Source organism: Rhizomicrobium palustre (assembly GCF_011761565.1).
Classification (GTDB): domain Bacteria; phylum Pseudomonadota; class Alphaproteobacteria; order Micropepsales; family Micropepsaceae; genus Rhizomicrobium; species Rhizomicrobium palustre.
This window is the reverse complement of sequence record NZ_JAASRM010000001.1, coordinates 901,093-914,369: the sequence shown is the minus strand read 5'-3', so window position 1 is coordinate 914,369 and position 13,277 is coordinate 901,093. Positions and strand designations below refer to the sequence as shown.

At 60.7% G+C, this 13,277-nt stretch carries 13 protein-coding genes; 10 read left to right on the top strand and 3 right to left on the bottom strand.

The window, feature by feature from the left end:
* The first annotated feature begins 132 nt into the window (after positions 1-132).
* Positions 133-681 carry a hypothetical protein gene (locus FHS83_RS03915; RefSeq protein ID WP_167081123.1) on the top strand — a complete coding sequence of 183 codons (549 nt, stop codon included), beginning with the start codon at positions 133-135 and terminating at the stop codon, positions 679-681.
* Here the strand turns inward: FHS83_RS03915 and FHS83_RS03910 are convergent.
* Positions 650-1,297: a putative 2OG-Fe(II) oxygenase gene (locus FHS83_RS03910; RefSeq protein WP_167081121.1), complete on the bottom strand. Its 648-nt coding sequence runs from the start codon at positions 1,295-1,297 to the stop codon at positions 650-652. The two genes, FHS83_RS03915 and FHS83_RS03910, sit on opposite strands and share 32 nt — an antisense overlap.
* A gap of 71 nt (positions 1,298-1,368) precedes the next feature.
* Positions 1,369-2,481, bottom strand: a complete 1,113-nt coding sequence (gene apbC / locus FHS83_RS03905) for an iron-sulfur cluster carrier protein ApbC (protein WP_167081119.1) — start codon at positions 2,479-2,481, stop codon at positions 1,369-1,371.
* 65 nt (positions 2,482-2,546) lie between these two features.
* On the opposite strand from apbC, the gene hflK reads away from it, so the two are divergent.
* The 5 genes from hflK to FHS83_RS03880 all read left to right on the top strand — a co-directional run bounded on the left by hflK (position 2,547) and on the right by FHS83_RS03880 (position 7,296).
* On the top strand, positions 2,547-3,752 hold the full coding sequence (hflK, locus tag FHS83_RS03900; protein WP_167081117.1) for an FtsH protease activity modulator HflK: 1,206 nt from the start codon (positions 2,547-2,549) through the stop codon (positions 3,750-3,752).
* Positions 3,749-4,630 carry a protease modulator HflC gene (hflC, locus tag FHS83_RS03895; RefSeq protein ID WP_208414213.1) on the top strand — a complete coding sequence of 294 codons (882 nt, stop codon included), beginning with the start codon at positions 3,749-3,751 and terminating at the stop codon, positions 4,628-4,630. Before hflK ends, hflC begins: the two co-directional genes overlap by 4 nt.
* A 93-nt stretch (positions 4,631-4,723) precedes the next feature.
* Complete coding sequence (locus FHS83_RS03890) at positions 4,724-5,191, top strand: GAF domain-containing protein (RefSeq protein ID WP_167085245.1); 468 nt, start codon at positions 4,724-4,726, stop codon at positions 5,189-5,191.
* A gap of 372 nt (positions 5,192-5,563) precedes the next feature.
* Positions 5,564-6,976: a DegQ family serine endoprotease gene (locus FHS83_RS03885; RefSeq protein ID WP_167081115.1), complete on the top strand. Its 1,413-nt coding sequence runs from the start codon at positions 5,564-5,566 to the stop codon at positions 6,974-6,976.
* A complete protein-coding gene (locus FHS83_RS03880) occupies positions 6,976-7,296 on the top strand; it encodes a ribonuclease E inhibitor RraB (protein ID WP_167081113.1) in 321 nt (106 codons plus the stop codon). Before FHS83_RS03885 ends, FHS83_RS03880 begins: the two co-directional genes overlap by 1 nt.
* 156 nt (positions 7,297-7,452) lie before the next feature.
* On the opposite strand, the gene serB is transcribed toward FHS83_RS03880, so the two are convergent.
* On the bottom strand, positions 7,453-8,316 hold the full coding sequence (serB, locus tag FHS83_RS03875) for a phosphoserine phosphatase SerB (protein WP_167081111.1): 864 nt from the start codon (positions 8,314-8,316) through the stop codon (positions 7,453-7,455).
* On the opposite strand from serB, the gene miaA reads away from it, so the two are divergent.
* From miaA to ilvC, 4 genes are all read left to right on the top strand, one after another.
* On the top strand, positions 8,316-9,236 hold the full coding sequence (miaA, locus tag FHS83_RS03870) for a tRNA (adenosine(37)-N6)-dimethylallyltransferase MiaA (protein WP_167081109.1): 921 nt from the start codon (positions 8,316-8,318) through the stop codon (positions 9,234-9,236). The genes serB and miaA overlap by 1 nt on opposite strands.
* A 213-nt stretch (positions 9,237-9,449) precedes the next feature.
* Positions 9,450-11,210 (top strand): acetolactate synthase 3 large subunit, encoded by a 1,761-nt coding sequence (locus FHS83_RS03865; protein ID WP_167081107.1) that lies wholly within the window; start codon positions 9,450-9,452, stop codon positions 11,208-11,210.
* Positions 11,211-11,331: 121 nt separating this feature from the next.
* Entirely contained in the window at positions 11,332-11,850 is a 519-nt protein-coding gene (gene ilvN / locus FHS83_RS03860; protein WP_167081105.1) for an acetolactate synthase small subunit, read from the top strand.
* A gap of 281 nt (positions 11,851-12,131) precedes the next feature.
* Positions 12,132-13,160, top strand: coding sequence for a ketol-acid reductoisomerase (ilvC, locus tag FHS83_RS03855; protein ID WP_167081094.1), 1,029 nt, complete (start codon positions 12,132-12,134; stop codon positions 13,158-13,160).
* Positions 13,161-13,277: the final 117 nt, after the last annotated feature.

Sequence of the window (13,277 nt, the reverse complement as noted above, 5' to 3'; positions counted from 1 at the left end):
AAAAAGACCTTACAGCGGCGCTGCGTGTTGCCGCCACCACGGGCGCTATCGTTTTGATTTTCTTGAGTTTGCGTCTTTGGCGCGTAGCTTGCTTTTGGCTTCCCGAGCCGCAGCGCGGCTAAGGAGGACAAGATGAAACGAGTGCTCTTACTGGGGCTGATGTTCGCTTGGCTCGCAGCAGCGGCAAGCGCATCGGTCACGACCTATTACTGGCAGCAAAGCTCGATGAGCACGCCGGGTCTTTATATCCACGGCCATTATAGCTGGGTGGATGGCTCCGCCCCTGTCGTTGCGAACTCATCCGACGACCCGGCCAATTTTGGCGGGCTCTTAAGCTTGGAAATTGATGCGCCCAACATGCCGGCAGTCACTTTGGCGGATCTTGTTCCGGCCTGCGCCGATTCATCAGCCTGCAATTTTGGGCTTCCCTTTTGGAACATCAGCGTCTCCGGCGACAATCTCACGATGTTCTATGTCGATGCGCTGAACGCCAACAGCTACCAAGTGACGCCTTATTATATTCTGGCGGGCAGCGACGAAACCTTGCCCTGCTTTGACAGCGGTGCCTGTGTGAGCTTCGGGTCTTGGGGGGTGCCAGCGCCGGCATCGCTGCCGGTGCTGAGCGCATCGCTGCTGCTCCTGGGTCTTTTCAGGGCAAGGTCAGGTCGAACTCGATCGTGACCCTTTGGCCTGCGCCATCGAAGCGGTGTTCGCCGCGTGGCAGCCAGGAGGGGTGCAGGATAATCATACCCGTCTGCGGCCGGATGAGTTCGACTTGTCCGGCCGTCAGCCCGTTCGGAACGCGAAAGCCATATTGCGGGGCGAGCATCGCCGGCAAAACGCCACGCGGATCGGCGAGTTCGGCTTCGCCGCCCAGCGCCTCGTCATCCTGCTTGTTATAGCCGTCGTCGACATAATAGATGCCGGACCAATACCAGCCGGGCCGGGCGTTGCGTTCGAGATATTCGCCCTTGCTGCGCACTGCGGCCCAGGCCTGAACTTTCCAATCCAGCACAACGCGCGAGCCATTGCGGTTGGCCGTCAAATTATCTGCTTGCTCGCGCGCCACCCGGAACAGGGTTTGAATCTGTGAACCGCCCCAGCTTTCCAAATCCGGGGAAGAACGCCAGCCCTGATGTGAACCGTTCTGGGCTGGGCCAGTATGCAGCGGCTCTTTCTGCTGGCGGTCAAGAATCAGGGGGCGGAGCTCAGCATTGAACTCCTGTGCGACCGGCAGGTAATGCACGCACACAGGCGTCGCGAACATGCTGCGGATTTGCGGCTTAGGAGCGACCATGGATAAAAAGAGAACCCCAAATTGGCAAAAGTTTCGTTGGCGAGGCGTTTGGTGCGAAGCGGTTAGCCCCGCTACTCGATCACGATTTTAGGCTGGGCGCGCTCGCCCTTCGAGAGTTTCGCCGCCACCTGATCGGCAATCAACAGAAAAGCACGGGCCTCCGGACTGTCCGGCGCTGCTGCGACGATAGGCTTTCCGCCGTCGGAAGTCAGCCTTATGGCCGTATTTAATGGAATTTCACCCAGGAAAGCTTCGCCGAGTGTCTTTGCGGTCTCTCTGGCGCCGCCATGGCCGAAAATATGGCTTTCATGTCCGCAATTGGGACAGATGTAGGTGCTCATATTCTCCACAATGCCGAGAATGGGCACCTGCGTCTTATGGAACATGGCGATGCCGCGCCGCGCATCGATCAGCGCGATATCCTGCGGCGTCGACACGATCACCGCACCTTTGAGGGGCAGGCGTTGTGCGATGGTAAGCTGCACGTCCCCCGTGCCGGGCGGCATGTCGATCACCAGGACGTCGAGCGGCGCCCAAAGCCCGTCATTGATCATCTGCACAAGGGCGCTTTGCACCATCGGGCCGCGCCAGATGGTGGCCTGATCCTCTTCCAGGAAGAGGCCGATGGAGATCGCCTTGATGCCGTATTTCTCGATCGGCACGAATTTGCCATCGATGCCTTGCGGGCGCTCCTTAATGTCTAAAAGGCGCGGCACGCTCGGGCCATAAATATCCGCATCCAGAAGACCGACCTTCAGTCCCTTCGCCGCGAGGGCCAGCGCCAGATTGACCGCGACCGTGGATTTGCCGACGCCGCCCTTGCCGCTCGCCACCGCGATGACGGAGGTCACGCCTTCGATGCCTTGCGCCGGGGGCGGAGTCTGGCGCGGCTTATTGCCATGACCATGATCATGCTTATGGCTATGCGCAGCCTGCGGCTCGCTATGCGCGGTCAAAACGGCGGTGACCGAAAGGATGCCGGCAAGCTTTTCGACCGCCTCCTGGCAGGCGCGGCGCAATGGCTCAGCGCTGGCGCCGCGGCTCGGGGCCACCTCCACGGCAAAACCCACATGCCCGTCGCGCAAGACCAGGCCCTGGATCATGTCCTCATGCACGATGCTGCGCCCCGAAACGGGATCAATCACGCCGTCGAGCGCCCGAAGAATGTCGTCACGCGTAGCCATGGTTTGCGCCTTTCGAAGGATGCTCATATAACCGCGCCGACGGCGAAAACAAGGAAACAAGGCCCGTGCCTTGGACGAACCAGACGGGTGGCCAGGAGAACGGCCCAAATGACGGCTCCAAGCCTGCGGGCGAGGCCAACCCTGGCGGGAGCCAGGTGAAAGGCCCTTGGGGCCAGCCCACCAAGCCTGCTAAACGTCCGCCGCAGGACGAACCCTCGGGCTTGCGTCCGCCAGATTTCGAGACCTTGCTCTCCAAATGGTGGGAAGAGCTGCGCCGCCATGTCCCCCCCGGGGCGCTTGGCCGCAACGGCCTCAGCGCCATGGCTGCACTGGCGGTCGGGCTCTGGCTTGTCTCCGGCGTCTACACCGTCAACCCGCAAGAGCAGGGTGTGGTCTTGCGCTTCGGCGCCTTCATCAAGCACACCGGACCGGGCACGCATTATCATCTGCCCTGGCCGATCGAGACCGCCTACACGCCGAACGTCAAAAAGATCAATCAGGTCGATGTCGGCTTCAAGCAGATCTCCGACAAGCAGTCCGAAGACATCACCGACGAGAGCTATATGCTCACCGGCGACGAGAATATCGTCGATATGCAGTTCACGGTGAACTGGCGCATCAAAGACGCCAATGCCTGGCTCTTCAATGTTGATCTCGGCGCCAAGAATGGCGACACGGTGAAAGCAGTGGCCGAAAGCGCGATGCGCGAGGCTGTCGGCCAGGACCGTATCGATCTCATCATGACCTCGCATCGCGAGGAGATTCAGCTCCGCGTCCAGCGCCTGATGCAGCAGATGCTCGATTCCTATAATGCCGGTGTCGAGATCGTGGGCGTGAAGATGCAGAAGGCCGAGACGCCCACCCAGGTGCGCGCCGCCTATCTCGATGTGCAAAAGGCACTCGCCGATCAGGACAGGAAGCGCAGCGAGGCCGAGGCCTATAGGAATTCGGTGATCCCCGAAGCCAAAGGCGCGGCGGCCCATATCATCCAGGAAGCCGAAGGCTATAAGGCGCAGGTCGTGGCGCTGGCGACCGGCGAGGCGCAGCGCTTCAACGCCGTCTATCAGGAATACAAGAAGGCGCCGGAAGTCACCCGCCGCCGCATCTATATCGAAACGATGTCCCAGGTCATGGGCTCGATGAACAAGGTGATTGTCGACGACGCCGCCAAGGGCGTGATGCCCTATCTGCAACTCCCGCCGATGCCGTCGAAAATGGCACCGAAGCAGGATGAAGCCCCCAAGGCGGCAGAAAAGGCAGACATCCAATGAACCGCGCTCTGTCTTTGGTGATGGCGGTGGGCGTCCTGCTTCTCTTGGGCGTCTTCATTTCCTGCGTCTACACCGTGTCGCAGACCCAGCAGGTGCTGCTCGTCCAATTCGGCGCGCCGGTAGGGATCGTTTCCGATCCGGGGCTGCATTTCAAATCGCCGTTGCAGCGGGCCTATTTCTTCGACCGGCGCCTGCTCAATCTCGATGCCCAGTCCGAAGAGGTGATCACGCTCGATAGGAAGCGCATCGTGGTGGATGCCTATGCCCGCTGGCGCATCGCCGATCCCTTGCTCTTCAATCAGGCCCAGCCCGAATTCGACCGCGCGGTGGATTCGCTCAAAGCGATCCTCTCCTCGAATATCCGCGAGGTCTTGGGGTCTGAGAATTTCACCGCCATGCTCTCGGGCAAGCGCAGCCAGCTCATGCGCCAGATCCGTGATCGCATGAACGCCGACACTAAGCAGTGGGGCATCACAGTGGTGGATGTGCGGATCCGCCGAGCCGATTTGCCGGGCGAGAACAGCGACGCGATTTATCAGCGTATGAACAAGGAGCGTGAGCGCCAAGCCACGCAATACCGCGCGGAAGGCGATGCCGTGGCCCAGCTCATCAAGGCCCGCGCCGATCGCGAAGCGATTGTGATCAAAGCCGAAGCGATGAGCCAGGCGGCGATCATCCGGGGCGAGGGCGATGCCCAGAAGACCAAGATCACCGCGGCAGCCTTTAACCAGGACCCGTCCTTTTATGCCTTCTGGCGCTCGATGCAGGCCTATCAGGACAGCATGCAGGGTTCCAACACGACCCTGATCATTTCGCCCAAGAGCGACTTCCTGAAATATTTCGGTGAAGGTCCAGGCGCCGCAGGTAAGCGGAAATAAAGCATGTTGATGCCCGCATGAGACGTGGTGCCACGCCTGTACGCAACGCAAACGGGTATAGCCTTCTTGCGTATCGCAGCCGCGCGGGGCGCCATGAGCAAGGCCGAGCTGTATCGCAAATTAGAAGATGAGGCGCGGGTACGCGCGGCGGGGGAGCGTAATCCCATCGCCAATGCGGCCAATTTCTCCGCGCTGATGTTCCACTTCCTGCCGGATATAAATTGGGCGGGGTTCTATTTCCGCAAAGGACGCTGGCTGGTCTTGGGGCCCTTCATGGGCAAGCCCGCCTGCACAAGGCTGCAGGTCGGCCTCGGCGTCTGCGGCACGGCCGTCGCGCAGGAAAAGGTCATTGTCGTTCCGGACGTGCACAAATTCCCCGGCCATGTCGCTTGTGATGAAGCCTCCAATTCCGAGCTGGTGGTTCCGCTTCACCGCTTCGGCACCATCGTCGGCGTGATTGACCTCGATAGCCCCGTCCTCGCCCGCTTTGATGAAGAGGACATCAAAGGCGTTGAGGCGCTCGCCCGCTACTGGGTCACGGCGAGTGATGATTGGAGTTAGGGTGTGAGGGGAATAAAATGCTTACACCCTCCCTTTGAGGGAGGGTCGAAATTTGCGAAAGCAAATTTCGGGGAGGGGTATGTCGCGGCCTGAGAGGAATTACGGTTTAGGAGTGCTCGGCGCGGAGACTTCATCCCAATCGCTACGACAGACCCCTCCCCGAAAAATTTCTGCTCCGCTCCAATTTTTCGACCCTCCCTCAAAGGGAGGGTAGTTCGAACTGAATGCCCGGCCCCCCTTGCTAAAAAGGAATAATATCCTCCCCCTTCTTTGATGCAGCCGCGCCCCGCTTGGCCATTTTTTCAAGCTTGCTCTTTCGGTGCGCGCCGCTTCGCGCTAGGCAAAGCCATTCGATTTTGCAGGTGCACGGCCATGCGGGCGCGTTTTTCGGTCATCGCGGTTTTTGCGGCATTTCTGGTGGCCGCTCCGGCGGTTGCTCGTGGTGCGCCTGAGAGCTTTGCTGATCTCTCCCAGCAATTGCTGCCGACCGTCGTCAACATCTCGACCAGCCAGACCCTGAAGCCCAGCCAGCGCAATGTGGAACTGCCGCAAGTGGCGCCCGGCTCACCTTTGGAAGAGCTGTTCAAGAATTTCTCCGGCCCCAAATCCAACCTGCCGCGCCACGTCACCTCGCTCGGCTCCGGTTTCGTGATCGATCCGTCGGGCTATATCGTCACCAACAACCACGTCATCGAGGATGCTGATCAGATCACGGTGATGCTGAACGACGGTTCCTCGCTGCCGGCCAAGCTCGTCGGGCGTGACGACAAGACCGACCTCGCCCTTTTGAAGATCAACCCCCGCCGCCCGATTCCCTCGGCCCATTTCGGTGATTCGGACCGGGCGCGGATTGGCGATTGGGTGATCGCTATCGGCAATCCTTTCGGTCTTGGCTCCACCGTCACCGCCGGCATCGTCTCCGCGCGTAACCGCAATATCGATGCCGGGCCTTATGATGAATTCATCCAGACCGACGCGCCGATCAATCGCGGCAATTCCGGTGGTCCCTTGTTCGACATGGGCGGCAATGTGGTGGGGATCAACTCGGCGATCTTCTCGCCCACCGGCGGCTCTGTCGGTATCGGCTTTGCCATTCCTTCCAATCTGGCGCGCGACGTCATCAATCAGCTGCGCCAGTTCGGTCAGGTTCGCCGTGGCTGGGTGGGCGTGAATATTCAGCCCGTCACCGCAGACCTCGCCGAAGGGCTTGGCCTGCCGGGCCCGGTCGGTGCGCTGATCGGCAACGTCACGCCCAATGGTCCGGCCGCGCGCGCGGGCATTCGCACCGGCGACGTCATCACGGCCTTTGACGGCAAGAAAATCCCCGATGCGCGCACTCTGTCGCGCACGGCTGCGGGCACACCCATCGGCAAGACGGTGACGGTCGACATCATGCGCAATCGCCGCCCCATGAGCGTGCGCCTCACCGTGCAGCGTCTGGCTGATCCGCCCGCCAAACCGCAGCGTCAGGGCCCGCCCGCCAAACCGCGCAAGACCAGCCAGCTTGGCCTCAGCCTGTCGCCGCTGAATGGCTCCACCCGCGCGACCTTTCGCTTGCCGGGTTCGATCCAGGGCGTGGTCGTTACCGATGTCATGCCCGACAGCCCTGCCGAGGAGAAAAACCTGCGCGCGGGCGATGTGATCGTGGCCGTGCAGGACCAGATGGTGCGCACCCCCGAAGATGTGCAGCGCCGGATCGATGCCGATCTGCGCTCTGGACGTAAAGTAGAAGTCCTTCTGGTCAATCGCGCTGGTGCGTTGACCTATGTAGCTCTGAGGTTCTGATGACGGATTGGCCCAAAGACCCCGACGGAGACGTCTTCCGCAGCCTCGAGGCGGATGGCATCGATTTGACGAAATCCTATCCGGTGGATTTCTTCGTGGATTTCGCCGAATGGCCGCCCAGCGACGAAGCCGTCGCCGCGCTTTCGGCAGCCTATGAAGAAGTCATGCTGATGGACGAAGACGAGGAAGACGTGCCCGCCCTTGTGGTGCGGATCGAGGCGGTCCTCACCTATGAATTCGTCACCGAGACCCAGGCGAAGATCAGCGACGTGATCAAGCCCTTCGGTGGCTACTGCATGGATTGGGGCGTGCAGATTTAACGAAGCCTGTCATCCCGGACGCGCCCGCGACGCCGCTTTGGTTTGGTACATGGGCGCGATCCGGGATCCACTTCGAAGCCTGAATGGTGTTGGAGTGGGTCCCGGCTCTGCGCAGTGGCGCGCTGCGCCATGCTTCGGCCGGGATGACAACAGTGTTTACTGGCTGACAATCTCTTCGTCCGTGTACCCCTGCAGGTACAGGACGTCGCGCAAATTGCCGTTGGTGATGGCAAAGCCCGCCGCGGCGGCGACCACCGGCTTGGCGTGGAACGCGACTCCCATTCCGGCGCGCTGGATCATGGCAAGATCATTGGCGCCATCGCCGATGGCGAGCGCCTCTGATGCGTCCAAGCCGAACGCCTTCACACCGCGCTCGAGTGCTTCGAGCTTGGCTTCGCGGCCCAGAATGGGTTCACCCACCGTGCCCGCCAGTGTCTCGCCGTCGAGGTTCAGCGTATTGGCCTGGTGTTCGTCGAAACCCACAAGTTCGGCGATTTTCGCGGTGTAATAGGTGAAGCCGCCCGAGACCAGCATGGTATGGGCGCCGTGCTTCTTCATGGTGGCGACAAATTCTTTCGCCCCGTCGATCAGCGTGGCCTTCTCGCGATAGACCTGATCCAGGTCCGCTTTCCTCAGCCCTTTCAAGAGCCCGACGCGTTCGCGCAAAGCCCCTTCAAAGGCGATCTCGCCCCGCATGGCGCGTTCAGTGATGGATGCGATCTTCGGCTTGATCCCTGCAATCTCGGCGAGCTCGTCCAGGCACTCGCAGGAGATGATGGTGGATTCCATATCCGAGATGAGGAGCTTCTTCTTGCGCCCCGCGACAGGCACTAGATTGATGTCGGCGCCATCACCCGCCGCCGCGCGCACGGACGAGAGCGACACCACTCCTTCTCCCGGAATCGAGATATCGAAGGCATGTCCTGGCGATAGCCATTTGGGCTTGCCCAGAAAGGCGAGTTTTGCCGCCACGCGGCCACCATCCTGTGCAATAACGTTCAGGACAAAGGAGTCTTGCATTGGGTGATCCCTTCGATGCCGTGCTTATTGCAGGCCCCACCGCCAGCGGCAAGTCGGCGCTGGCGCTGGCACTGGCTGAGGAATTGGGCGGCGTCGTTATCAATGCCGATTCCATGCAGGTCTATTCTGAGTTGTCGGTCCTCTCGGCGCGCCCCAGCGCTGCGGACGAGGCGCGCGTTCCTCACACGCTGTACGGCCATGTCGGCGCGGAGGAGCGCTATTCGGTGGGGCGTTATCAGATCGATGCCACCAGAGCGCTGAACGAAGCACGCGCGGCCGGACAGCTTCCCATCTTTGTTGGTGGTACCGGGCTTTATTTCGCGGCCCTGACCGATGGCCTTGCCGAGATCCCCGCGGTTCCCGCCGATATCCGCGAGGCGGCACGCGACCGGCTTCAGGCATTAGGCGTTGCGGGGCTGCATGCCGAGCTGATGGCCAAGGACCCCGAAACCGCCGCCGGCCTTCGCCCCACCGATCCCCAGCGGGTATTGCGCGCTTGGGAAGTCTTGGAAGCCACCGGGCGACCGCTTTCGGGCTGGCAGAAAGAGGCAGGAAAACCCGTTCTTGCGGGGGCGCGGCTCGCCCGTTTCGTCCTTGATATCGAGCGTTTCGAGTTGCGCGAGCGTATCCGCATCCGCTTCCTGCACATGCTCGAAACCGGCGCGCTAGAGGAGGCGGCACGGCTCAAAGGCCTCGATCCGACGCTTCCTGCCGCGAAAGTCTTAGGGCTTCGTGAGCTCTGGGCCCTTCAAACCGGTGAACTGCCGCGCGAAGATGCGATCACCCTGGCGGTCACCGCCACCCGCCAATTTGCCAAGCGGCAGGTGACCTGGTTTCGGCACCGTATGGCTGATTGGGATTGGGTGCCGCCCACAAGCATGAGTAATATTATGTCAAGCGTGCGACAAGTACTCGCCTAAAATTGCTTGACGACGGCCCCGTACACCCATATTTTGCCGCCCACTAAACGAGGAATCTGCCTTGAAGAACGTGCTCGTACTTATTCGGAAGCCGCGACCCGGTTGGGAATGACCCAATCCGGACAGCGGCTTTTACCTGAAGGGGCGGCAACGCCCCTTTCGCTTTTCTACCGTCTCGCTAGCTGAATACCCGTAAAAGATATGGACAAGACGATGAGCCACGAAACCCAGACTATGACCGGCGCCGAAATGGTCATCCAGGCGCTCAAGGATCATGGTGTCGAGCATATTTTCGGCTATCCCGGCGGGGCGGTGCTTCCGATTTACGATGCGCTATTCGCGGCCAACGATCTTATTCACGTCCTCGTCCGTCATGAGCAGGGCGCCATCCACGCCGCCGAAGGCTATGCCCGCTCCACCGGCAAATGCGGCGTGGCGCTCGTCACCTCAGGCCCCGGCGCCACCAATGCCGTCACCGGCCTCGCCGATGCGCTGCTCGATTCCATTCCGCTCGTCGTGTTGACGGGGCAGGTCGCCACTCATCTCATCGGCACCGATGCTTTTCAGGAATGCGATACTGTTGGCATCACACGTCCCTGCACCAAGCATAACTGGCTGGTGAAGGACATCGCCGATCTGCCGCGCATCATGCATGAGGCTTTCCAGATCGCCACGACCGGTCGCCCCGGCCCGGTGGTGATCGATATCCCCAAAGACATCCAGTTCAAAAAAGGCTCTTACATCGGCCCGGATACCGTGGTGCATCGGACCTACCGCCCGGCTTATGCGCCCGATCCCACCGCCATTGCGCAAGCCGTGGCGATGATGGCAGCCGCCAAGCGGCCGATTTTTTATACCGGCGGCGGCGTCATCAACGCTGGCCCCAAAGCCTCCGAAGCCCTGCGCGAGCTGGTCGAACTCACCGGCTTTCCCGTCACCTCCACCCTGATGGGCCTGGGCGCTTATCCGGCCTCGGGCGACAAATGGCTCGGCATGCTCGGCATGCACGGTACTGTCGAAGCCAATAACGCCATGCATGATTGCGATCTGATGATCGGGCTTGGCGTGCGCTTCGATGATCGCGTCACGGGCCGCATCGATGCCTTCTCGCCCGGCTCCAAGAAGATCCATCTCGATATCGATCCCTCGCAGATCAACAAGAACATCCGCGTCGATCTGCCGATCGTGGCCGATGCCGATGCCGCGATTTCCGCGATGGTCAATCTCTGGAAAGAGCGCCACTGCAAAGCCGATAAGAAGGCGCTCGGCGAATGGTGGGAGCAGATCGAGCGCTGGCGTGCCGTGAAGTGCCTGAACTTCAAGAACTCCGACAAGCTGATCAAGCCGCAATACGCTATCGACCGGCTTTATGAGCTGACCAAGAATCGCGACACTTACATCACCACCGAAGTCGGCCAGCATCAGATGTGGGCGGCCCAGCGCTTCAAATTCGAACAGCCCAATCGCTGGATGACCTCCGGCGGTCTCGGCACCATGGGCTATGGCCTCCCCGCTGCCATGGGCGTGCAGATGGCCCATCCCGACAGCCTCGTGATCGACATCGCGGGCGAAGGCAGCGTGCAGATGACCATGCAGGAAATGGCGACGGCGGTGCAGTACAATTTGCCGATCAAGATTTTCATCCTGAACAATCGCTATCTCGGCATGGTGCGCCAATGGCAGCAGCTCTTACATGGCGGACGCTATTCGCATTCCTATTCCGAGACGCTACCGGATTTCGTCAAGCTGGCCGAAGCCTTTAACTGCGTCGGTATCCGCGCTCAGCATCCTGACGAGCTTGATGCCGCGATCCTGAAGATGATCGATGTGAAGCGTCCGGTGCTGTTCGATTGCGTCGTGGATCAAAAGGAAAATTGCTATCCCATGATCCCCTCGGGCGCCGCCCATAACGAAATGCTGCTCTGCGATGCGGAAGACCACGAGGTCTCCGACGCTGGCAAGATGCTGGTTTGAAGAAACAACTCCCCTCTCCCCTCCGGGGGAGAGGGCGGTTTTCCTTAGGCTTACGCAGTAAGTCTTAGGAAAACCGGGTGAGGGGGAACGCCCTCGTGTCAAATTTGAAAGTCCACGAAGAATGACAAACGGTAACGGACAAAGAATCGAACGCCACACTTTTGCGGTGCTGGTCGATAACGAAGCGGGTGTTCTGGCGCGCGTCGTGGGCCTGTTTTCGGGGCGCGGCTACAATATCGAAAGCCTGACGGTGGCCGAAGTTGATTCCGCGGTGCACACTTCGCGCATCACCATCGTCACCTCGGGCACGCCGGAAATCCTCGAACAGATACGCGCCCAGATCGGCCGCCTGGTGCCGGTGCAGCGCGTCGTCGATTGGTCGGTCGATAAGCCCTCCATCGCGCGCGAAATGGCGCTGGTAAAGGTGGCGGGCACGGGCGAGAAGCGCGTCGAAGCCTTGCGCATTGCCGATGCTTTTCGCGCGCGGCCCGTCGATACGACGCACAGCTCTTTCGTTTTCGAGATCACGGGTAATCCCGACAAGATCAACAATTTCGTCGATCTGATGCGGCCTTTGGGCCTGGTGGAAGTCTCCCGCACCGGCGTCGCCGCGATTTCGCGGGGACCGGACCCGATGTAACCACTTTTAACCTCCCCCTTGCGGGGAGGTCGAAATTTCCGCGCCGCGCTTGGCGTTGCCGGATGTGTTGAATGATGGAGTGCGCGGAAATTTCGGGCGGGGGTGGCTGGCAACGAAAGCCCCCCACCCGGATCGCTTCGCTCTCCGACCTCCCCGCGAGGGGGAGGTAAGAAAATTTCGCCCCTCCGGGTTTGCTTGCCCCGTCGAAGCCGAAGGCGTAGAGGGGACCCGGCCTTAAACTTGGTGGAAAACGCCATATCGCTGTAATTCAGGAGCCTGCCATGCGCGTCTATTACGATCGGGATGCCGATTTAAATCTGATCAAGAACAAGAAGGTTGCCGTCATCGGTTTCGGCTCCCAGGGTCATGCCCATGCGCAGAACATGCGCGATAGCGGCGTGAAGGATATCGTCATCGCGGCGCGTCCGGGTGCCTCCTGGAACAAGGCGGAAGCCGCCGGGTTCAAGGTGATGACCAATGCCGACGCCGCCAAATGGGCCGACGTCATGATGATGACGACGCCGGACGAGCTCCAGGCCGACATCTATAAGGACGACCTGCATGCCAACATGAAGCAGGGCGCGGCGCTGCTCTTCGCGCATGGCTTCAACATCCATTTCCGCCTCATCGAAGCGCGCAAGGACCTCGACATTCTGATGGTCGCGCCCAAAGGCCCCGGCCACACCGTGCGCGGTGAGTATCTGAAGGGCGGCGGCGTGCCCTGCCTCATCGCCATCGCGCAGAACGCCACGGGTAATGCGCAGGAACTCGGCCTCTCTTATGCCTCCGCCATCGGCGGCGGCCGTTCGGGCATCATCGAGACCACCTTCCGCGAAGAAACCGAAACCGATCTCTTCGGCGAGCAGGTTGTGCTTTGCGGCGGTCTGGTCGAACTCATCCGCGGCGGTTTCGAAACCCTGGTCGAAGCTGGCTACGCGCCGGAAATGGCCTATTTCGAATGCCTGCATGAAGTGAAGCTGATCGTGGATCTGATCTACGAAGGCGGCATCGCCAACATGAACTACTCGATCTCCAACACTGCCGAGTATGGCGAATACGTCACCGGCCCGAAGATCGTCACGCCCGAGACCAAGAAGGCGATGAAGGAAGCCCTCACCTTCATCCAGTCCGGCAAATTCGCCCGCGATTGGGTGCTGGAGAACAAGGCGGGCCAGCCTTCCTTCAAGGCGACGCGCGCCATCAACAACGCGCATCCCATCGAAGAAGTCGGCGCCAAGCTGCGCGGCATGATGCCCTGGATCGGCAAGAACAAGCTGGTGGATAAAGATAAGACCGGCGGCGAAGGCTAAAAATTGTCATCCTGGACGCGCCCTGCAAGGTCATCGAATCTGGCACATGGGCGCGATCCGGGACCCACTCTGAAACCTGGTCGGTGTTGAAGTAGGTCCCGGCTCTGCGCTCTCTTC

Excerpts from the sequence above, each read along its gene's own strand:
- FHS83_RS03915 (WP_167081123.1), top strand. The coding sequence starts at position 133 with ATGAAACGAGTGCTCTTACTGGGGCTGATGTTCGCTTGGCTCGCAGCA.
- FHS83_RS03910 (WP_167081121.1), bottom strand. The coding sequence starts at position 1,297 with ATGGTCGCTCCTAAGCCGCAAATCCGCAGCATGTTCGCGACGCCTGTG.
- apbC (WP_167081119.1), bottom strand. The coding sequence starts at position 2,481 with ATGGCTACGCGTGACGACATTCTTCGGGCGCTCGACGGCGTGATTGAT.
- hflC (WP_208414213.1), top strand. The coding sequence starts at position 3,749 with ATGAACCGCGCTCTGTCTTTGGTGATGGCGGTGGGCGTCCTGCTTCTC.
- FHS83_RS03890 (WP_167085245.1), top strand. The coding sequence starts at position 4,724 with ATGAGCAAGGCCGAGCTGTATCGCAAATTAGAAGATGAGGCGCGGGTA.
- FHS83_RS03885 (WP_167081115.1), top strand. The coding sequence starts at position 5,564 with ATGCGGGCGCGTTTTTCGGTCATCGCGGTTTTTGCGGCATTTCTGGTG.
- FHS83_RS03880 (WP_167081113.1), top strand. The coding sequence starts at position 6,976 with ATGACGGATTGGCCCAAAGACCCCGACGGAGACGTCTTCCGCAGCCTC.
- serB (WP_167081111.1), bottom strand. The coding sequence starts at position 8,316 with ATGCAAGACTCCTTTGTCCTGAACGTTATTGCACAGGATGGTGGCCGC.
- FHS83_RS03865 (WP_167081107.1), top strand. The coding sequence starts at position 9,450 with ATGAGCCACGAAACCCAGACTATGACCGGCGCCGAAATGGTCATCCAG.
- ilvN (WP_167081105.1), top strand. The coding sequence starts at position 11,332 with ATGACAAACGGTAACGGACAAAGAATCGAACGCCACACTTTTGCGGTG.
- ilvC (WP_167081094.1), top strand. The coding sequence starts at position 12,132 with ATGCGCGTCTATTACGATCGGGATGCCGATTTAAATCTGATCAAGAAC.